Origin of the sequence: Enterococcus sp. DIV1089c, from assembly GCF_050530965.1 — a bacterium.
GTDB classification, from domain to species: Bacteria; Bacillota; Bacilli; order Lactobacillales; family Enterococcaceae; genus Enterococcus_B; species Enterococcus_B hirae.
This window is the reverse complement of record NZ_CP172888.1, coordinates 848,461-870,000: the sequence shown is the minus strand read 5'-3', so window position 1 is coordinate 870,000 and position 21,540 is coordinate 848,461. Positions and strand designations below refer to the sequence as shown.

Here is a 21,540-nt window from a genome sequence, read left to right as displayed (position 1 = left end):
TTTCGCTACTCATACCGGCATTCTCACTTCTAAGCGCTCCAGCAGTCCTCACGATCTGCCTTCAACGCCCTTAGAACGCTCTCCTACCAATACACCTAAAGGTGTACTCCACAGCTTCGGTAATATGTTTAGCCCCGGTACATTTTCGGCGCAGGGTCACTCGACTAGTGAGCTATTACGCACTCTTTAAATGGTGGCTGCTTCTAAGCCAACATCCTAGTTGTCTGTGCAACCCCACATCCTTTTCCACTTAACATATATTTTGGGACCTTAGCTGGTGGTCTGGGCTGTTTCCCTTTCGACTATGGATCTTATCACTCACAGTCTGACTCCCGGATATGAATGAATGGCATTCGGAGTTTATCTGAATTCGGTAACCCGAGATGGGCCCCTAGTCCAAACAGTGCTCTACCTCCATCATTCTCAATTCCGAGGCTAGCCCTAAAGCTATTTCGGAGAGAACCAGCTATCTCCAAGTTCGTTTGGAATTTCTCCGCTACCCACACCTCATCCCCGCACTTTTCAACGTACGTGGGTTCGGTCCTCCAGTGCGTTTTACCGCACCTTCAACCTGGACATGGGTAGATCACATGGTTTCGGGTCTACGACTACATACTCAAACGCCCTATTCAGACTCGCTTTCGCTGCGGCTCCGTCTCTTCAACTTAACCTCGCATGCAATCGTAACTCGCCGGTTCATTCTACAAAAGGCACGCCATCACCCATTAACGGGCTTTGACTTGTTGTAGGCACACGGTTTCAGGTTCTATTTCACTCCCCTTCCGGGGTGCTTTTCACCTTTCCCTCACGGTACTGGTTCACTATCGGTCACTAGGGAGTATTTAGCCTTGGGAGATGGTCCTCCCGGATTCCGACGGAATTCCTCGTGTTCCGCCGTACTCAGGATCCTCCTAGGTGCCTTCCAAATTTCATCTACGGGGTTTTTACCCTCTTTGACTGACTTTTCCAAGTCATTCGACTATCTGAAAGAACTACCATATTGGAGTCCTACAACCCCAATGAGCAAGCTCATTGGTTTGGGCTTTTCCCGTTTCGCTCGCCGCTACTCAGGGAATCGAATTTTCTTTCTCTTCCTGCAGGTACTTAGATGTTTCAGTTCTCTGCGTCTACCTCGAATGCGCTATGTATTCACGCAAACGTAACATCCTATAAAAGATGCTGGGTTCCCCCATTCGGAAATCTCTGGATCATAGCTTACGTACAGCTCCCCAAAGCATATCGGTGTTAGTCCCGTCCTTCATCGGCTCCTAGTGCCAAGGCATCCACCGTGCGCCCTTATTCACTTAACCTTATCAACCTTGCGGTTGGGTTTTGATCTTTCTTCTAGCGATAGAAGTCCGATCAAGAAAATAAGCAATTGAACTTATTAAAAAACTCATTCAACGCGGTGTTCTCGGTTTGTATTACTAATTTACTTCAAATATCCAGTTTTCAATGAACAAAATGTTTTAACAACTAATGTTGTTAATGGAGCCTAGCGGGATCGAACCGCTGACCTCCTGCGTGCAAAGCAGGCGCTCTCCCAGCTGAGCTAAGGCCCCGATTTATTTTTGAGAGTAGACCTCTCAAAACTGAACAAAGTATAAAACAAACAGTGTAGTCTCCGTAATATTCCTTAGAAAGGAGGTGATCCAGCCGCACCTTCCGATACGGCTACCTTGTTACGACTTCACCCCAATCATCTATCCCACCTTAGGCGGCTGGCTCCAAAAGGTTACCTCACCGACTTCGGGTGTTACAAACTCTCGTGGTGTGACGGGCGGTGTGTACAAGGCCCGGGAACGTATTCACCGCGGCGTGCTGATCCGCGATTACTAGCGATTCCGGCTTCATGTAGGCGAGTTGCAGCCTACAATCCGAACTGAGAGAAGCTTTAAGAGATTAGCTTAGCCTCGCGACTTTGCGACTCGTTGTACTTCCCATTGTAGCACGTGTGTAGCCCAGGTCATAAGGGGCATGATGATTTGACGTCATCCCCACCTTCCTCCGGTTTGTCACCGGCAGTCTTGCTAGAGTGCCCAACTAAATGATGGCAACTAACAATAAGGGTTGCGCTCGTTGCGGGACTTAACCCAACATCTCACGACACGAGCTGACGACAACCATGCACCACCTGTCACTTTGCCCCCGAAGGGGAAACTCTATCTCTAGAGTGGTCAAAGGATGTCAAGACCTGGTAAGGTTCTTCGCGTTGCTTCGAATTAAACCACATGCTCCACCGCTTGTGCGGGCCCCCGTCAATTCCTTTGAGTTTCAACCTTGCGGTCGTACTCCCCAGGCGGAGTGCTTAATGCGTTAGCTGCAGCACTGAAGGGCGGAAACCCTCCAACACTTAGCACTCATCGTTTACGGCGTGGACTACCAGGGTATCTAATCCTGTTTGCTCCCCACGCTTTCGAGCCTCAGCGTCAGTTACAGACCAGAGAGCCGCCTTCGCCACTGGTGTTCCTCCATATATCTACGCATTTCACCGCTACACATGGAATTCCACTCTCCTCTTCTGCACTCAAGTCTCCCAGTTTCCAATGACCCTCCCCGGTTGAGCCGGGGGCTTTCACATCAGACTTAAGAAACCGCCTGCGCTCGCTTTACGCCCAATAAATCCGGACAACGCTTGCCACCTACGTATTACCGCGGCTGCTGGCACGTAGTTAGCCGTGGCTTTCTGGTTAGATACCGTCAAGGGATGAACAGTTACTCTCATCCTTGTTCTTCTCTAACAACAGAGTTTTACGATCCGAAAACCTTCTTCACTCACGCGGCGTTGCTCGGTCAGACTTTCGTCCATTGCCGAAGATTCCCTACTGCTGCCTCCCGTAGGAGTTTGGGCCGTGTCTCAGTCCCAATGTGGCCGATCACCCTCTCAGGTCGGCTATGCATCGTCGCCTTGGTGAGCCGTTACCTCACCAACTAGCTAATGCACCGCGGGTCCATCCATCAGCGACACCCGAAAGCGCCTTTCAAATCAAAACCATGCGGTTTCGATTGTTATACGGTATTAGCACCTGTTTCCAAGTGTTATCCCCTTCTGATGGGCAGGTTACCCACGTGTTACTCACCCGTTCGCCACTCCTCTTTTTCCGGTGGAGCAAGCTCCGGTGGAAAAAGAAGCGTTCGACTTGCATGTATTAGGCACGCCGCCAGCGTTCGTCCTGAGCCAGGATCAAACTCTCATAAAAAGTTCGAACAATCTTACGATTGTTAAGCTCAATTGTTTGCTAGCATATTGCTTGCTTGTTAAAAATGTTTGTTGTCTTGAATCAATCAAGACGCCCTACACATTTGGTTTGTCTTTGCTTTGTTCAGTTTTCAAAGGTCTACATTTTTCTTTCAACAACTCTTATATCTTAACGTTTTCTTAAGGTTTTGTCAACAACTTTTTTCAAGTTTTTTTGACTGAGTTGTTTGCCGTGTTCTTAACGACTTGATTATCATATCATTTAAATTGTTATTTGTCAACAACTTTTTTCATTGATATTTCAATCTTTTCGTCACTTCTTAATCAAGCGACTTCGTTATTATAACATGGTGATTTTTCATCGTCAATATGTTTTTTCAACAAATTTTAAAGTGAAATTCATCACGCTTTATCAGAACAAATAATAATATATCAAGGACTGTCGAAAAATGCAATAGAAAAAAACATATTTTTCACTATAATTTTTAAAAGCGAATATTCCTCTCGATAATTAGTATTTTGACGTTTTTTTATAGTTTTTTCAGCGCGTTTAACACCAATTCAGATACAAAAGTTCGGTTCCGCGTATTTACGTTTTTTATAAATTCGAGCACTTCCCTATATTGTTTGTTTTTTGAATAAAAAAAACAAGTAAAGTTAACCCCCTTTACTTGTTTTCTTCTTTTACAATCGGAATAAAGATCCTAAAAATGGTACCCTGCCCAACGACACTTTCTGCATTGATTCTCCCTTTATAATTTTCAACCAATTGCTTAGCGATGGATAAGCCTAACCCATTACCACCTTTTGTTCGTGCTCTGGCTTTGTCGACACGATAAAAGCGATTGAAAATCTTATTAAGGTCTTCTTGTGGTATGCCTTCTCCAAAGTCTTGAATCGCAATTTCAAATTCGCTCAATGTAGAAGAAATCGAAATATGCACTTCTTTTCGATTGGTTGAATACTTCACTGCATTATCCAAAATAATAATGATTAGCTGTTCAAAGTGGTTACGATAAATTTGCAGAGTCACTTCTTTTGCTAAATCGTCATCTAAAGTAATGACATAATCTGGATATAGTATTTTGAAGTTATTGTAAACCTGGTAAGTGACTTCTTTCGCTAATGTCGTTTCATTCGCATAATGCATATCCACTTGTTCTGCTCTGGAAAGATCAAGCATTTCCTGAACCAAACTCTTCATTCGGCTAATTTCCTGCATGCTTGCAGCTAGTGATTCTTCTAAGATTTCAGGATCATCTTTCCCCCAACGATTCAATAAACTCAAGTGTCCCTCAATGATTGCTACTGGAGTTCTTAATTCATGAGAAACGTCTTCCACAAATTGTTCTTGCTGTTCAATATAAAGACGCATGCGATCAAGCATCTCATTGAAGATTTCAGCAAGATCAGCTAGTTCATCATTCGTATCGATTTCCGGCATATGAATATCTGATTGTGGGTCTTTACGAATCGTATCCATCGTGTCTCGTAAGACCTTTAATGGTTTTAAGAAATAAGAGGATAAGAAAAACCCGAGTATACTACTTAAAATCAAGGAAACAACTTCTAATACGATGAGTGTCAATAATAACTTGTTCCGAATATCATAAAAAGATGAAAGTTCATAAAAACTTTGAGCATAACCAATCTTTTCTCTCGTTTCTTTAGAATAGATCGGCTGGACAGAAAGAAAACCAGTTTTGCCATCTAACGTGACGATCGTTGGCACTTTTCTAGTTGTTTGGATCAATGAACGATCTTTTTCATGCGTTTTAAAAATTAATTTTTCATCTAAGTTATAGACATATAGATCCATTGAAGATTGTCCTAATTGGGAAATGAACGAATCGATTTTCATCAAATTCCCTTCAATGATTGATGTGTCACTGATGCTCGTATTATTTTCTGCATTTGTTAAGTTGCGGTAGGTGTTGACTAATGTCAGCTCTTCATTTGCATTGGCTAATCGTGAAGCGACTTCTGAGATCGTTCGTTCGTCATTGTTTCGCTCTTTTGCCACGATTAGATTGATTGAAGACTTATACGTAATGACCGCAAAAATGGTAAAAACAACGAATATAAAGAAAGAACTTGCAAAGGCCCACTTGATTGTCAAGGAGGGACCTTTAAGTTCTCTTTTTTCAGAATTTTTCGGTTTTATCACGAGCGCATCACATAGCCTGTTCCACGGACAGTTTGGATATAACTTTCTTCTCCTGGAACATCAATTTTATTACGAAGATAACGAATATAGACATCCACAACATTCGTTTCGACTTCTGTTTCGTATCCCCATACTTTGTTTAGTAAAACATCACGGGCTAATACAACATTTACATTTTCCATCAAAGTAAGTAACAATTCATATTCACGTTTTGTTAACTCAATGACTTCACTGCCGCGTCGTACGACACGATTTTCTTTTTCAATCGTTAGGTCACGATAGGTGATCGTTGTTTGTTTCGCTACATTCTTGTCTCCTTCAATGTCGATACGACGTAATAAGGCACGTAAACGAGCTAATAATTCTTCAATCGCAAAAGGTTTAACGATATAGTCATCTGCACCATGATCTAATCCTGAGACACGATCGATTACTGAGTCTCTAGCAGTCATCATAATGATTGGTGTATTTTTAACTTGACGGACACGACGGCATACTTCTAGTCCATTTAATTCTGGTAACATCAAGTCTAATAAAATAGCATCCCATTCATTGTTTAACGCTGCATCTAATCCTGTACGGCCATTGTAATGTACTTCTGCATTGTAGCCTTCATGCTTTAATTCTAACTCGACAAACCGAGCTAAGTTTTTCTCATCTTCAATGATTAGAATATTACTCATCAATTTTTTTCCTTTCTATTCTACGGGCTTTTCAAAACTCTATTATTATACCGATAATCTACTTAAAAATCTATAACCATTTTATCATGGATAACAATTTTTAAAAAGAGCTGAAGTCTTCTCTTTTCAGTTGACTCCAGCTCTCATGTCATCTTTTATTTTTCTTCATCTTCAAGAAGCGAAAAGATTACTCTTCATGATACCATGAATAATGGAAGATTCCTTCTTTATCTACCCGTTCATAGGTGTGCGCACCAAAATAATCACGTTGCGCTTGGATAATATTTGCCGGTAAGCGTTCTGCTCTATAAGAATCGAAATAAGCAATCGCAGAAGAAAAAGTTGGTACTGGAACGCCTGCTTGGACAGCTAGTGCGACTACATCTCTTACTGCTTGTTGGTATTTATTGGTGATGTCGACAAAATAATCATCTAATAAAAGATTTTCGATATCAGAATCCTTGTCATACGCATCAGTGATTTTTTGTAAGAAACGAGCACGAATGATACACCCAGCGCGCCAGATCTTAGCAATTTCACCAAATGGCAGATCCCAACCATATTCTTTAGAAGCAACACGTAATTGAGCAAAACCTTGTGCATAACTCATAATTTTGCTGAAGTACAATGCTTCACGGATTTTTTCGATTAACTCTTTTTTATCTCCAGTAAATGAAAACTCATTCGTGCGGGTTAGCACTTTGCTTGCTCGGACACGTTCATCTTTGTATGCTGAAATGTAGCGGGCAAAAACTGATTCTGTGATCAATGGTAAAGGAACACCTAGGTCTAACGCACTTTGGCTCGTCCATTTCCCTGTTCCTTTGTTACCAGCAGCGTCCATGATGACATCAACGATTGGTTTACCAGTTCCTTCATCATCTTTTCTTGTTAGAATATCTGCAGTGATCTCAATCAAGTAACTATCTAACTCACCTTGATTCCATTCTTTAAAGATGTCAGCCATCTCTTCAACTGATAAGCCTAAAATGTTTTTCATCAAGTCATAAGATTCTGCAATCAATTGCATATCGCCATATTCGATGCCGTTATGAACCATTTTGACATAATGACCAGCACCATTAGGACCGATGTAAGTCACACAAGGGGCCCCGTCTTCTGCTTTAGCAGAGATTTGCTCTAAGATTGGTGCAACCAATTCATAGGCTTCTTTTTGCCCTCCAGGCATGATTGAAGGTCCTTTTAAGGCTCCTTCTTCCCCACCTGATACACCTGTGCCGATAAAGTTGATACCAGAGTTAGCTAGTTCTTCATTCCGACGAATCGTGTCTTTGAAGAAAGTATTTCCTCCATCGATTAAAATATCTCCTTTATCTAAATGCGGAAGTAATTCTTGGATGGTTGCATCCGTTGCCGGACCAGCCTTTACCATTAGAAGGATTCGACGTGGTTTTTCGATCGAATCGACAAATTCTTCGATTGAATAAGTTGCTTTAAATTTTTTGTCTGGGTGTTCTTCCACCACAGCAGTTGTCTTTGATCCAGTACGGTTAAAGAGGGCAACTGAATACCCACGACTTTCAATATTAAGGGCTAAGTTTTTACCCATTACGGCCATACCGACAACGCCGATTTGTTGTTTTGACATATGAACTCCTCCTACATATGGGATGTTCTCCCTAATCTCTATCATTATAGCTTAACATGGCGCTATTGCAAACCAAAGAAGCATATATTTTTATGACGTTGTTTCAATATTAATGGACGAGCTAGGAAAGTTTTAAAGTATCACAAAAAAATAAACCTCAAGGCTCCATGGTTAGCCTTGAGGTTTTTACATTTTCTAATTAAAATGTATTAAGCTTCTTTAGACATTACGTCCTTACCATCGTAGTAACCACAATTTGCACATACGTGATGGCTTTTTTTCATTTCACCACAGTTTGCACATTCGTTTAAACCTTTGATTGTCAATTTGTAGTGTGTACGACGTTTTGCTTTTTTAGCTTTTGATGTTCTTCTAGCTGGTACTGCCATTTTGCTACACCTCCTTGTAAAGTCTTGCACCTTAATTGATGCAATATATTCCAATCTTACGCTTTATCATCTTCATTTGATGGTTCATCAAAAAGTTCCGATAATTTTGCAAGACGAGGATCTACTTTTGTCTTGGCATCTTCTGATTTTCTACGCTCATATTCTTCTTCGGAAACGACTTCCCAATCTGTTCCTTTCGGTAGGTCAGTTGCGAGTTCTTCTTCCTCAGTTAATACGCGCATCGGAATTGCCAATAAAATGTTGTCTTCAATTGATTCTGTCAGGTCAAGTTTTGCATCTTCGATTAACAAAATCTCTTCTGCAGACAATTGGTCATCTCTGAGTTGATATTGTTCTTTTGTCATAAACAATTCGTCAACAGCAAAGTCCATCGGTAATTCAACCGGTTCTAAAGAACGCGTAGATGGAACAGTCAGAGTCGTCTGCACAGTGTAATGAACCAGATAGCCTTTTTTATCAACTGAGACTAACCCTTGGACTGCAACAGGCGCAACATCTAGTATTAAATTGTCTCGCTCCATGAGTTCCGCTTTAAGATCAAGGGTCTCATGAAATGTTAACGGTGTCTCTTGGTATTTTCTCAATTCGAGTAAGGACCATTTCATTTTTCATCACTCCTAAGCAACAAAAGCAATTATACAGGGCAAAAAGGTCCTTGTCAATGAAATTTTCTTGACACCTTACACTTCATTAAAAAACATTTTTTATTTATTCGTTATGTTGTCTTATTTTTATTTACGAACAAATTTCCATGGCAACTCGCAACAAATAGAGAATCCATTTTTTAAACTAAACTTTTTCTCTATTACGTGAAAGACTCTCTGTAAATTTTGACTTTTTCTCCTTATTGTTTCGTAAACTATATGTTTACCCCAAAAATTAACTGATGATTTTTAGAATAACATTCGATCATTCCTACAGAAGAACGATTTTTACTAACCAAGAATGATAACTAACGATATAAAAACAGCAGTTTTGATCGTTTATCCGGCTAAATTCTTCTACAAGTTGTTCTGTGGCGTACATACTTGATGGTTTCTATTTGCTCAAGTATTCAAGATGAACTACAATAAACAATATTTATAAGAAAAAGGAGCAGACGCTTGTTATGAACACACGAGATATCGAATATTATGTTCAAATCGTCAAGCAAAAGAATTTTACCAAGGTAGCCAAGTACTTTCAAGTTAGTCAACCGACGATCACTTATGCACTTAAGCGCCTGGAAAAAGAACTTGACGCAGTTCTTATCACGAGAGATCGTTCACACCACGAATTAGTGATTACCCCTGCTGGCAAACAGTTATTTATCCATGCACAATCTATCTTGCAAGAGATCAAGATGGCAAAAGCAGAGATTACGCAATTACAGAAAAAGAAATTACGATTTGGAATGCCACCAATCATTGGCAATGAATATTTTCCGAAATTATCCAGTTATTTTATTAAATCTCAGCTAATGGACCAAATTGAGATTACAGATGGTGGCTCGAGAGATTTGTATGGCATGATCCACCAAGGAAGAATCGATTTAGCGATCCTAGGCTCCACCCAACCAATTATCGATCAAAAATTAGAGATCGAATTACTTTTAGACAAGCGATTCATGATTGTCGTTGCTCCTACTCATCCTTTCGCTGACCGACAAACGATTTCTTTTAGCGACCTAACAGCTGAACAATTCGTTTTATTGAACGAGCATTATGTTCATCCTGCAGCTTTTAAAAAGTTAGCTAAACAGGCACATATTGAACCTAAAGTTGTTTACCAAAGCAATGACTTAGCCATATTGAAAAGCATGATTCGAGAAAATATCGGGATTGGTTTTTTAACTGAAATTGCTATTCACCCTGAAGATCATCTCGTATCGATCCCACTTTCCGATCAGCTTCAGCCGCACTTTCTGATTTCACTCGCTAAGCGTACTCAGCAAATCCCGACTCCTTTACAAGAAAATGTGGTTGAGGTCATCCAACAATTTATGAAAACTCAAAAGAAGAACAAATCTTAATTGAATGGCTATTAATAGAAATGAATAATAATTAACACTTTTGAATAAACAACAAATAATGGTTGTACGGTAGTCTGCTCGTTCCCCTCTAATTGACACTTTAAGTAACATTAGAAAAAGGTCGTTTTAAAAACGTAGCTTAAACACCCCGACGATCATTCTGTTAAAATGAAGGTTGACGCATGATTCATCTAAAAAACAACGAAAAAAAAGGATAAGACCTAGTCTTATCCTTTTTTGATGATCAGCGGAGTCAATTAGATTGCTGTTGTTTCGCCACGGTATACAATACCACGACGTGAGTCTACAGTTACTAACTCGCCATCAGTGATTGTTGAAGTTGCATCTTGTGCACCAACGATTACAGGAATGTCTTGTGCAATTCCTACAACTGCTGCGTGTGAAGTCAATCCGCCTTCTTCAACGATAACTGCTGCTGCTTTTTCAATTGCAGGCATATATTCTTTATCAGTTGTTGGAACAACTAAAACCATGCCGTCTTTTGCTTTTTTGATTGCTTCTTCAGCTGATGAAGCAACAACTGCATTTGCAACGACTGATTTTTGACCAACGCCTTGAGCTTCTAATAATTTTGAACCAATCATTTGAATTTTCATTACGTTAGTTGTTCCACGTTCACCAACTGGTACACCAGCAGTGATCAAGATCAAATCGCCTTCTGAAGCAAAGCCTAAGTCAACTGCTTTTTGAGCAGCTAATTCAAACATTTCGTCAGTTGTTGTTGGTTTTTCAGCAACTGTTGGGTAAACACCCCAGTTAAGCATCAAACCACGTTTTGTACGTTCGTCAAAAGTAACAGCCAAGATGTCAGCATCTGGACGGTATTTTGAGATCATTTTAGCTGTATAACCAGATTCAGTTGCAGCTACGATTGTTTTAACGCCTAAGTTTTTAGCAGCGCGTGCTACAGATAGACCGATTGTTTCAGTCACATCAGTTTTATCAAATTCGTTTAATTGGAAAGTACCTAATTCTGATAATGCATTTTCAGCTTGTTGGTCAATACGAGCCATTGTTGCAACAGCTTCTACAGGGTAGTCACCGTTTGCTGATTCTCCTGATAACATTGTTGCATCAGTTCCGTCAAATACGGCATTGGCAACGTCAGAAGCTTCTGCACGTGTTGGACGTGGGTTTTCTTGCATTGATTCCAACATTTGTGTTGCTGTGATTACTGGGATACCAGCTGCATTACATTTTTTGATAATACGTTTTTGAACCATTGGAACTAATTCGGCAGGAATTTCAACACCCATGTCACCACGAGCGATCATTACACCATCAGAAACTTTGATGATTTCGTCGATGTTGTCGATTCCTTCTTGTGATTCGATTTTAGGGAAGATTTGAACGTGTGTCATATCTTTTTCTTCTAAAATTTCACGAATATCTAAAACGTCTTGCGCTTTACGTACAAAACTTGCAGCGATAAAGTCGATATCGTTATCTAGACCAAAACGAATATCATCTGCATCTTTAGGAGTAATCCCTGGTAAGCTGATTGAAACGCCTGGTGCATTAACCCCTTTACGAGATCCTAGCATTCCAGCATTTTTCACTTCTACAACTAATTCACGAGTTGCTTCGTCTTTTTCAATGATTTCCATATCGATCAAGCCATCATCGAATAAAATGTGTCCACCTACATGAACGTCTTCAAATAGTCCAGGGTAAGTAACAGCGATTTTTTCTTTTGAACCTACATGTTCAGGATCCATTGAGATACGAGTTTTATCTCCTACTTCAAATTTGATGTATCCTGCACGACCAAAATCAGCTTCAGTTGTGCCTTGAACAGTTGTACGAATTTCAGCACCTTTTGTATCTAAAAGGATACCTACATCTTTACCTGTTTTTTTAACTGCTTCACGGACCATTGTCATACGTGATAATTGTTCTTCATGATCACCATGTGAAAAGTTAAAGCGGAAGACATTTGCCCCAGATTCAATCAATTTAGAAATAGTTTCTACTGAATTACTTGCTGGTCCTAATGTACTAACGATTTTGGTTTTTTTCATTTTACAAAACTCTCCCATTCAATTTTGTTTATTTAAAGCTGGTTAAAGCCTAAATACAAAGATAACAAGCTATACCTATTTTTAACTATAGCTTAAATTTCAAATAACAGGCTTTCAATCTTAGAATGAAAGTGAGTTATTTAAGTCATAAAGTGATAAGTCTGGTTTGTGTTTGTTGCTTTCTAGTGTTTCGATGATATCTGCAGCGACCATTTCATTGTCGCGGATACCCACACATAGACCACCTTTACCTGCACGAAGCAAGTCAACAGCATAAGCACCAAATTTGCTTGCTAACACACGGTCACGTGCGCTAGGTGAGCCACCACGTACTACGTGTCCTAAGATGGATACACGTGTATGGTAATCACCATATTCAGAAAGTTTTTCGGCAAATTCATTTCCGCCCATTACGCCTTCTGCTAAGATGATCAAGCAATGTTTTTTACCACGATCGCGGCCTTCTTGGATTTTTTTAGCCACAGATGCCATATCAAAATCATGTTCAGGAATGATAATTTCATCTGCGCCACCGGCAACACCTGACCATAATGCGATATCGCCAGCGTTACGTCCCATTACTTCAATAACAAACGTACGAACGTGTGAAGTTGCTGTATCACGAATACGGTCGATTGATTCTAAAACTGTGTTGATTGCTGTATCAAAACCGATTGTGAAATCAGTTCCTGGAATATCGTTGTCAATCGTTCCTGGAACACCAACAGCTGGAAATCCACGTCTTGTCAATGCCATTGCTCCATGGTAAGAGCCATCTCCACCGATAACAACTAAACCTTCGATACCGAATTTTTTCAATTGTTCGATCCCTTTTAATTGACCTTCTTCAGTCGCAAATTCAGGGTAACGTGCAGAGTACAAGAATGTCCCACCACGTTGGATTTTATCACCCACATCTGCAACATCTAGACGACGAATATCTCCTGCAACTAATCCAGCAAATCCATAGTTGATTCCATATACTTCGAGCCCTTCATAAATCCCTTTACGAACAACGGCACGAATAGCAGCATTCATTCCAGGTGCGTCTCCGCCACTGGTCAAAATTCCAATGCGTTTCATAATAATCATTCACCTCATTAAAATACTTTATCCTAAGCAATGCTTAGGTTAATAACCTTCTTTGCGTTAACCACGACTAACATTCTAACATTATTTTTAGCAATTGTCTTGATTTACTGATAAAAAAATGAAAAAAATGAAAGCAAATAGTATATTTTACCGTAAGTTATTTGAAAACAACATTTTCTGGTTGGAGCAAGTAAGCTAATTGACTCTTCAAGCTCTTACTTCCATCGACCCAATAAGCTTCTGCCAGCACTACTTTCCGTTGATTCTTTTCATGGTACATCACGACTGGAATGTACCCAGAATGTTTCTGAAAAATAGTTTGCAATTGTTTCATCGTTTGCGGATCGTCAAATTCTTCTTTGATTCGTAAGTAGCAAGTCTGATCTTGATATTGTTCTTCTAATTCTACGGGATCAGCAAAATTTTCGCCAATCAATTGCAACTCTTGGTTGTATTTACTCGTTTCTGTTCGTCCTTGAACAAAGATCACTTTATTCAACTCAAACAATGAACGAAATTGTCGATAGGATTTGGGGAATACAGTGATCGTGATTTCTCCACTGATATCTGTTCCTTCAACAAAAGCCATCAATTCCCCTTTTTTAGTTCTGATTTCACGGATATTTTTAATCATCACTAATACACTGACTGTTTGTTTCGGAATAACTTCAGTAATTAACCGGATTTTTTTAGCTAATTTCAAGCGTTCATAGCCTTCTGTTGGGTGCCCCGAAAGATAAACACCTAAATATTCCTCTTCTAATTGCAGCTTTTCTTCTAAAGAATAGTCAGCCACTTCTTCTTCTTTTAAAGCCATGATCCCTAGGAGATCTAAGCTTCCACCACTATAAATGATGTTTTGTATTTTTCCTTCTAAATCGAGCATCAATTGTTTTCGATTCGGTGCCAATTCATCAAATACGCCCACTGCTACTAATGACTGAATCAACTCTAATTTTAGCCAGCGTTTATCTAAACGAATCAAGAATTGATCCACTGATTGATAAGCGCCATTTTCTTTTCGATCTTTTAAGATATCCTCAATGAAGTCTTTTCGGACACCTTTGATCGCAGTTAGACCAAAACGAATCTCTTCTGGATTAATCAGCTCAAAGCCATAATAGCTCTGATTAATGGAAGGTGCTGCTAGTTTTAATTTTTTCTTTCTTGCCTCAGCGATGTATTCTTTTAATTTGGTCGTATTGTGTCGAACCGAATTTAGTAAACTAACAAAAAATGCGCCTGGATGGTGGGCTTTGAGGTACGCCATTTGGAACCCAACAAATGAGTAAGCAAACGCATGCGAGCGATTGAAACCATAATTGGCAAAACGTTCGATATAGTCATAGACTTCGACCGCTTTTTCTTTCGAATAGCCCTGACTTACTGCCCCACTGACAAAGTGTTCCCGCTCTTTGTCAATCACTTCTTTTTTCTTTTTACTGATTGCTCGACGCAAAATATCCGATTGGCCCAAAGAAAAACCAGCCATCTTTGCAGCGATTTGCATAATCTGTTCCTGATACACGATGACACCATATGTGTTTTTTAAAATAGGCATTAAGGAGTCATCAGGATAATGGATCGTTTCTTTTCCTTTTTTGCGGGAAATAAACGTATCGATATTTTGCATTGGTCCTGGACGATATAACGCATTGACTGCCGCAATATCTTCAATTGTTTCTGGTCCTAATCGGCGTAAAACATTGCGAATACCTGCAGATTCAAATTGGAAAACCCCTGTAGTATCTCCTTGTTGAAAGAGAAAAAGTGTCTTAGGATCATTTAAAGGAATTTGTTTCAATCGAATTTCTTTCTTTTCTACTTTTTTAATAGCTTTCAATGCGTAATCAATGATCGAAAGATTTCGCAATCCTAAAAAATCCATTTTGAGTAGTCCGATCGCTTCCACGTCATTCATCGTATATTGAGTTAAAAATGCTTCATCTGATCCTTTTTGTAATGGAACCAGATCTAATAGATTCTTATCACTGATCACAACACCCGCTGCGTGAGTCGAGACATGTCGAGGCAATCCTTCTAAAATCGAAGCTGTTTTAAATAGTAATTGATTTTTTTCACTTAACTGAACTAACTCCACTAAGGGTTTCGATGTCCGATATGCTTCGGGTAAGGTAATTTTCAACTGATTAGGGATCGCCTTGGACCATCGATTGGCTTCGCTTTGTGATAAACCAAAGACACGAGCCACGTCCCTTAACACCATCTTAGCCGCCATCGTCCCAAACGTTGCAATTTGCGCCATATGGTATTGTCCATATTTTTCTCTGACATAATTCAAGACTTCTTCTCTACGATTATCAGGGATATCCAAATCGATATCTGGCATCGTATAACGTTCTGGGTTTAAGAAACGCTCAAAAAGCAAATCATATTGCAACGGATCGACATCGGTGATCTCCAAGATATATGCAACTAATGAACCAGCCGCTGATCCTCGTCCAGCGCCAGTCACGATTTTTTCTCGATGAGCAAACGCCATGACGTCCCACACGATCAAGAAATAATCATCAAAGCCCATTTGATGGATAATCGACAACTCATATGCTAGACGCTCTTGATATTCAGGAGTAATTTCTTCGACTCGCTCTGCTAATTTTGCGTGGCACAATTCATCAAGGTACTGACCAGCACTTTTCTGATCTGGTACTGGGTAATGAGGTAGCAGCTTTTGATGAAATTGAAATTCAAAGGAAACCGATTGAGCTAAACGTTGCGCACCCTCTAGCGCATCAACCAACTGTGCTTCATTAAACCGTTGGATCATTTCATTTTCAGCAAGTAAAAAACCTGTTTTCGTTTCTATCTTTTGTTGGTTGATTGCTTCCATAGAAAGTTGGCTCCCAGCTCGAAGATGTTTCATCGTCTCAAGCGCAAACAGTTCTTCTTGTCTTAAGCTGGCAATAGGTTGTAATGCACATAAGGAATAATTGTTTTCTGCTAGGAACGTTACCCAACCACTTGGTAGTTCTGAGAAACTTTCAGTGATTCCAACATAAAAATCTTGTCGACCTACTTTTTCTTTGAGTGCTTGCCAATGGGCAGTAAAGGTCTCTGTTTGATTAAATTCAGCCACCACAGAATGTTGGGGAGGAACGACGAAAATCAAATGATCTGATTCCGTAAATTCTGATAATGCGAGACTTTCTTGAATCATTTTTTTACTCGACAGCTTCATCAATTGCTGGTAGCCAACGCCATCTTTCGCATATACCAATAAATCAAAAGTTTGGGACTCATAAGTATAAGTAAGGAGCATACCGACAATTGGCTTTATTCCTTCTTTGATACATGTTTGATAAAACTCGGGTATCCCATACAGTACATCTTGATCAGTTATTCCTAGGACTGTATAACCTAGTGCTTTTGCCTTTTGGACATAATCTTGGATCCTGATCGTGCTTTGCAACAGCGAATAGGAGGTTTTTGTATATAATTGTGGGAAAAACATGGTCATTCCACCTTTTGTATAGTTAGACAATTAATCAATGCGTTCATTTATCTACTATGAATATAGGATAAACGACAACGCATTTGTAATCATTCTCTTTGATTTGCATTTTTATTATTTTATCACATGGACTGGTTAAATCATAAAACTTGTTTTTTTACAACTAGCTTTCTTTACATTCAGCAAAATTCTGGTAAACTAAGCTTAGAAAAGAGGTGTTCTTTATGCGATATATCGTCACATTATTTTGGTCATTTGTCTTAGGTCAAGTCGTAGGTTACATTGGTGGGGCTCTTACAAGCGGTGGCTATGATTTTACTTTAACAACGATTATTTCATTGGTTGCAGGCGTTGTTGTCATTTTACTTGGTGCATTGGCAACTCCTAGAAAAGAAGCCTCATCACATTCATAAAAGCCAAATGAGGGTGGGACGCAGTCTCATCCTTTTTATGTATTTTGATAAAATCATTTCGCTTTCCATTAACTTTTTGGAGTGGAAAAGTTAAGCCTGGGACAAAAGGTCGTCCCGGGCTCTTTATCATGCGCAAAAATGAATAATTTTTGTTCCTTGAAATAAGCCTGAATTTCTCAAAACATGAGCGGTTATTTCAACAAATTCTTCCCTAGTGTCATCGGAGTTGCGAGGTTTTAACGAAAGCGACACACGATCTTTTCATCCTCTGATCAGAAGCGTTGTCGAAGAACTTTTCTGAAGTTAAATAAAGATAATAAGATATTAGATAAAACAAAGAGACTTGTAGCAATGAACACTGCGCGATAGTTAAAGGCATGCGCAACCGTCGAGCCCACCATCGGTCCAAAGACTTGTCCAAAATTACTACACATTTGATTGTAACTATAGATTCGACTCACTCCTTCTGGCGGCGTGATCTTACTGATGAGTGTATTGATGGATGGCATTAACGCTCCCGTTGAAAAACCAAGAATAAACCGTAAGATCCCCAACTGTAAAGGGGTCGCTACAATAGCCATGGGCAAGTAGCAACAAAAAGATAAGGTTAGCCCTGCAAGCAGTACTTTTTGGTTCCCTATTTTATCCCCTAATTTCCCTAGTTTAGGAGAGGAAAAAACTGCAGACACACCTGAAATCGAAACGATTAACCCACTAACAAATAAAATATTTCCTGAATTCCCGCTTAGCTCACGAATATATAGGGTCAAAATAGGACTAATAGTTGTGATACCAATTTGAAGAATCAAAGTGGTCACAAATAATCCGATTAGAATGGATAAATGATCCATTTTGGCAAAAATTTCTTTTGTACTGATCATATCATTTTTTTCTACTGGTTGAAAATCTTCTTTTACCAAGAAAATGGTTAAAAGTGTTGTCACAAGTAATAATACCCCAGTAATCAAGAAAACATTCTCCATACCAAACCACTGCGCCAACGCACCTCCCATTGATGGTCCGATCAAACTGCCGGCAATTGCTCCAGTCGATAAAGTTCCTAATGCCCAACCGCTTTTTTCTTTTGGCGCTTGTGAAGCAATCATCGCAGTCGCGTTAGGAATATAACCTGATAAAATGCCATTTAAAAAACGCATGACCAGTAACCAATACGCATTGGGAACAAAGGCCAACGATCCCATCGTTACCGTCATCCCTGCGGCAGCTCGGATCATCATGAGCTTTCGTCCTTTACGATCTGCCAAATTACCCCATATTGGCGCTACGATAGCTGAAGCAAAGGCAGTAACAGATATCGCTAGACCGGAAAACAACTCAACTTGATCACTTGGTGTACCCAATTGTTCTACATATACAGGAATAAATGGCATAACTAAACTAAAACTAGCCCCTGTAAAAAAGCAGCCGATCCAAGCCACGAATAAATTTTTCTTCCATTGTATCTTCATTGATCATCCTCATTTCTTTATGTTTCTTTGCAAAAAATTTCTTTTTGAAACAGCATAAATTATGTATTGTTACTATATAGACGAAAGGTTTTGTTCCGAGCAGTACTATCTTCTACTTATTTACTATCTTAACAGTGAAAATCTTATGTTACAAAAAAACACTCTTAACAACTATATAAAATCGTTAAGAGTGCAAATACTACTTTTTTCGAATCATTCAAATGGTGATGGCAAAAAGCGTTTTTTCTTATTAAATTTGTGCTACTTTTTATTGTAAACTTACTCATGTTGCTGTTTCCTGACTTTTTAGCTGGTTCTTTAAGAAAATAGTTCAGCTACCAGTTAGGCTGGTTTACATCGTTGCTAAAATAATAAAGTTAAGGATAAACAAGACCACAACGATCCATAATGGGATTGAAATTTCTTTGAATTTCCCTTTGATTACTTTGACGATCGTGTAAAAAATGAAGCCGACAGCAATCCCATAAGAGATGCTATAGCATAATCCCATAAAGATTGAAGCAAAGAATGCTGGTAGTGCTTCTTCCAGGTCAAGCCAATTGATATCTGTGAATGAAGCCATCATCATCACACCAACTAAAATCAATGCAGGTGCAGTTGCTTGAGTTGGAACGATAGAAATCAATGGTGAAAAGAAACTACTTAATGCAAATAAGACTGCAACCACTACTGAGGTCAAACCTGTTCGTCCACCAGCACCGATACCTGCAGCAGATTCTACATAAGTCGTCGTATTTGATGTCCCAAAGATTGCTCCTACAGATGTTGCAATGGCATCGGCAAAGAGCGCTTTATCCATTTTTGTCTTGAAACCTTTGCCATCTTCTAATGCTTCTTCATCTTCTTTTGAGAAGATCCCCGTACGGCGACCTGTTCCAATGAACGTCCCAATCGTATCAAATGTATCCGATAAACTAAACGCAATGATCGTCATGATTACTTGTGGAATCTTTGAAGAATCACTAAATAATGATTGCATCCCCTCAGGTCCAAAAGCAGCACCAAAAGTCGTGCCTAATTCTTTGAATGAACTTCCTAATGAATTGGCTTGCCAATCAATCGTACTTAAATCAACAACCCCCATCATAATCCCTAAGATAGTGGTTGCCACGATCCCGATCAACATCGCACCACGAACATTTTTTACCACCAGGATCGCTGTTAAAATCAAACCGATCACAGCTAATAAAATCGGTGCATTATTGAAGTTGGCTAAAGCTGGAACGATCCCACCATTGATTGTGACATTCGTTGCCTTGCCTCCGTCAACCACCGAACTAGTGATTGCTGCCTGATCAGCTGAAAAAGAGAGAAATCCTGCATTTTTGATCCCAACATAAGCGACAAAGATCCCGATCCCGCCTCCAATCGCATGTTGTAGACTTTCAGGAATGGAATGAATGATCAATTTTCGTATTTTGGTCACAGTAATAAAAATGTTGACCATCCCACAAATAAAGACCATCGCTAAAGCTTGTTGCCAAGAATAACCTAATCCAAAAACTACTGTAAAAGTAAAAAAGGCATTTAATCCCATTCCAGGTGCTTGCGCATACGGTACATTTGCAAACAACCCCATTACCAAAGTACCAATGATCGAAGCGATGATTGTTGCTAAGAACACTGCCTGAAAAGGCATCCCTGATGCTGACAAAATGGTTGGATTTACAAATAAGATATAACTCATTGCAAAGAATGTCGTAACCCCAGCCATGATTTCTGTTGGTACATTTGTCTTATTTTTCTTTAATTGGAAAAACTTTTCCATAAAAAATTTCCACTCCCTGAATTTTTTTGACGTAAAATCAAATAATAAAATAAAATAAGTCAACTATTCCGTATACGTCGAACAATTATTTATTATAATTATAATTCGTTCGCTTTTCAATAAAATCATTAAAAAAAGCAATAAAAAAATGCTTAATGTTCGTGTTTTACCTTATAAATGGTTATTGAACAAAATGTATCCGTTCTCTTTAATTTAAAAAAGACTTCTTTTTCCCTTACATTTGCACCTTGTTAAAAAAAATATATGTGCTAGACTGAAACACATACTAGCATTGAAAGGAATGACATTTTTGAATAGAAAGCTCATTGCCATTGATTTAGACGGAACAACTTTAAATCCGGATTCAATCATTACTTCAAAAACTGAAGAAACATTAAAAAAAGCGATTAACGCTGGTCACCATGTCAGTATTGCTACTGGGCGCCCCTTCCGAATGAGTTATCATTATTATCAGCAATTAGGATTGTCTACACCGATGGTCAACTTTAACGGTGCTTTAGTACATATCCCTAATCAATATTGGGCTCATGAAAAAGAAACCTCGATCGATAAACGCATCGTATTCGAGATTTTAGCTCAAAAACGCCAATTGAATTTAGATTTCATTGCTGCAGAAAATCGTGAAACTTATTTTATTGACAGCTTTGATTTTTTTGATGAAAAAATTTTTGCTGCATCAAATCCTAGCCCTCAAAATTTATTATCGCCTAAAAATCTGACAACTGATCCAACCTCTTTACTGGTTCGAACAGAAAAATGCTATGCTGAACAAGTTTCAGCTGAATTAACCCGTCAATTCGGTAATTTTGTTGATGTTCGTACTTGGGGAGGACCAATGGCTATTTTAGAAATCGTTTCTAAAGGAATTGAAAAAGCCAAAGGCGTTCATCGCATTGCCAATTACCTTGATATCGATCAAAAAGATGTCATTGCTTTTGGTGACGAACATAACGATTTGGAACTATTAGAATATGCTGGCTGGGGAGTTGCAATGAAAAATGGTACCGATCAATTAAAAGGCGTTGCTAACGATGTCACTGAACACACCAACCAAGAAGATGGCTTAGCTACGTATTTAGAAGACTTATTAGCCCTTTAAAATCAAAAAAGACCGTTCCAGAGAAAACAAATTGTATTTCTCTGGAATGGTCTTTTTAGTTGTT

The 21,540-nt window shown here is 39.3% G+C and carries 13 protein-coding genes, 1 tRNA gene and 2 rRNA genes (1 of these 16 only partly in view); 3 read left to right on the top strand and 13 right to left on the bottom strand.

Annotated features, from left to right (window positions below; translation table 11 throughout):
* The 8 genes from IGL30_RS04090 to IGL30_RS04055 form a co-directional block, all read right to left on the bottom strand.
* Positions 1–1,310, bottom strand: a 23S ribosomal RNA gene (locus tag IGL30_RS04090); it reaches 1,604 nt to the left of the window's first position.
* Positions 1,311–1,489: 179 nt separating this feature from the next.
* Positions 1,490–1,562: transfer RNA gene (locus tag IGL30_RS04085), tRNA-Ala, on the bottom strand.
* A 78-nt stretch (positions 1,563–1,640) separates the two neighbouring features.
* Positions 1,641–3,200, bottom strand: a 16S ribosomal RNA gene (locus IGL30_RS04080).
* Together the 16S and 23S rRNA genes with 1 tRNA gene alongside form the textbook arrangement of a ribosomal RNA operon.
* A 666-nt stretch (positions 3,201–3,866) precedes the next feature.
* Complete coding sequence (locus IGL30_RS04075; RefSeq protein ID WP_088745487.1) at positions 3,867–5,366, bottom strand: HAMP domain-containing sensor histidine kinase; 1,500 nt, start codon at positions 5,364–5,366, stop codon at positions 3,867–3,869.
* On the bottom strand, positions 5,363–6,049 hold the full coding sequence (locus IGL30_RS04070; RefSeq protein WP_005875038.1) for a response regulator transcription factor: 687 nt from the start codon (positions 6,047–6,049) through the stop codon (positions 5,363–5,365). The genes IGL30_RS04075 and IGL30_RS04070 overlap by 4 nt, the downstream gene beginning before the upstream one ends.
* Positions 6,050–6,236: 187 nt before the next feature.
* Positions 6,237–7,658, bottom strand: a complete 1,422-nt coding sequence (gene gndA, locus IGL30_RS04065) for an NADP-dependent phosphogluconate dehydrogenase (protein WP_010738115.1) — start codon at positions 7,656–7,658, stop codon at positions 6,237–6,239.
* A 209-nt stretch (positions 7,659–7,867) separates the two neighbouring features.
* Positions 7,868–8,047, bottom strand: coding sequence for a 50S ribosomal protein L32 (gene rpmF / locus IGL30_RS04060; protein WP_010719637.1), 180 nt, complete (start codon positions 8,045–8,047; stop codon positions 7,868–7,870).
* Positions 8,048–8,103: 56 nt separating this feature from the next.
* On the bottom strand, positions 8,104–8,673 hold the full coding sequence (locus IGL30_RS04055) for a YceD family protein (protein ID WP_010719638.1): 570 nt from the start codon (positions 8,671–8,673) through the stop codon (positions 8,104–8,106).
* Between the two features lie 503 nt (positions 8,674–9,176).
* Here IGL30_RS04055 and IGL30_RS04050 point away from each other — a divergent pair.
* Positions 9,177–10,079, top strand: coding sequence for a LysR family transcriptional regulator (locus IGL30_RS04050; protein ID WP_053765615.1), 903 nt, complete (start codon positions 9,177–9,179; stop codon positions 10,077–10,079).
* 257 nt (positions 10,080–10,336) lie between these two features.
* Here the strand turns inward: IGL30_RS04050 and pyk are convergent, their stop codons facing one another.
* The 3 genes from pyk to dnaE form a co-directional block, all read right to left on the bottom strand.
* Entirely contained in the window at positions 10,337–12,121 is a 1,785-nt protein-coding gene (gene pyk, locus IGL30_RS04045) for a pyruvate kinase (RefSeq protein WP_010719640.1), read from the bottom strand.
* 120 nt (positions 12,122–12,241) lie between these two features.
* Positions 12,242–13,204, bottom strand: coding sequence for a 6-phosphofructokinase (gene pfkA, locus IGL30_RS04040; RefSeq protein WP_010719641.1), 963 nt, complete (start codon positions 13,202–13,204; stop codon positions 12,242–12,244).
* Between the two features lie 166 nt (positions 13,205–13,370).
* A complete protein-coding gene (gene dnaE, locus IGL30_RS04035; protein ID WP_123875179.1) occupies positions 13,371–16,685 on the bottom strand; it encodes a DNA polymerase III subunit alpha in 3,315 nt (1,104 codons plus the stop codon).
* 224 nt (positions 16,686–16,909) lie between these two features.
* Here dnaE and IGL30_RS04030 point away from each other — a divergent pair, with 224 nt between their 5' ends.
* Complete coding sequence (locus tag IGL30_RS04030) at positions 16,910–17,098, top strand: YjzD family protein (RefSeq protein WP_010719643.1); 189 nt, start codon at positions 16,910–16,912, stop codon at positions 17,096–17,098.
* 272 nt (positions 17,099–17,370) lie between these two features.
* Here the strand turns inward: IGL30_RS04030 and IGL30_RS04025 are convergent, their stop codons facing one another.
* The gene (locus tag IGL30_RS04025; RefSeq protein WP_010738119.1) at positions 17,371–18,567 is read right to left on the bottom strand and encodes a multidrug efflux MFS transporter; all 1,197 of its coding nucleotides are present in this window, start codon (positions 18,565–18,567) and stop codon (positions 17,371–17,373) included.
* 352 nt (positions 18,568–18,919) lie between these two features.
* Positions 18,920–20,356 (bottom strand): NCS2 family permease, encoded by a 1,437-nt coding sequence (locus IGL30_RS04020; RefSeq protein ID WP_034700533.1) that lies wholly within the window; start codon positions 20,354–20,356, stop codon positions 18,920–18,922.
* Between the two features lie 310 nt (positions 20,357–20,666).
* On the opposite strand from IGL30_RS04020, the gene IGL30_RS04015 reads away from it, so the two are divergent.
* Positions 20,667–21,476, top strand: coding sequence for a Cof-type HAD-IIB family hydrolase (locus IGL30_RS04015; protein ID WP_010738121.1), 810 nt, complete (start codon positions 20,667–20,669; stop codon positions 21,474–21,476).
* Positions 21,477–21,540: the final 64 nt, after the last annotated feature.

What these genes read in the sequence shown, in the direction of transcription:
- IGL30_RS04070 (WP_005875038.1), bottom strand. Translation starts at nt 6,049, where the DNA reads ATGAGTAATATTCTAATCATTGAAGATGAGAAAAACTTAGCTCGGTTT.
- gndA (WP_010738115.1), bottom strand. Translation starts at nt 7,658, where the DNA reads ATGTCAAAACAACAAATCGGCGTTGTCGGTATGGCCGTAATGGGTAAA.
- rpmF (WP_010719637.1), bottom strand. Translation starts at nt 8,047, where the DNA reads ATGGCAGTACCAGCTAGAAGAACATCAAAAGCTAAAAAAGCAAAACGT.
- IGL30_RS04055 (WP_010719638.1), bottom strand. Translation starts at nt 8,673, where the DNA reads ATGAAATGGTCCTTACTCGAATTGAGAAAATACCAAGAGACACCGTTA.
- IGL30_RS04050 (WP_053765615.1), top strand. Translation starts at nt 9,177, where the DNA reads ATGAACACACGAGATATCGAATATTATGTTCAAATCGTCAAGCAAAAG.
- pyk (WP_010719640.1), bottom strand. Translation starts at nt 12,121, where the DNA reads ATGAAAAAAACCAAAATCGTTAGTACATTAGGACCAGCAAGTAATTCA.
- pfkA (WP_010719641.1), bottom strand. Translation starts at nt 13,204, where the DNA reads ATGAAACGCATTGGAATTTTGACCAGTGGCGGAGACGCACCTGGAATG.
- dnaE (WP_123875179.1), bottom strand. Translation starts at nt 16,685, where the DNA reads ATGTTTTTCCCACAATTATATACAAAAACCTCCTATTCGCTGTTGCAA.
- IGL30_RS04030 (WP_010719643.1), top strand. Translation starts at nt 16,910, where the DNA reads ATGCGATATATCGTCACATTATTTTGGTCATTTGTCTTAGGTCAAGTC.
- IGL30_RS04025 (WP_010738119.1), bottom strand. Translation starts at nt 18,567, where the DNA reads ATGAAGATACAATGGAAGAAAAATTTATTCGTGGCTTGGATCGGCTGC.
- IGL30_RS04020 (WP_034700533.1), bottom strand. Translation starts at nt 20,356, where the DNA reads ATGGAAAAGTTTTTCCAATTAAAGAAAAATAAGACAAATGTACCAACA.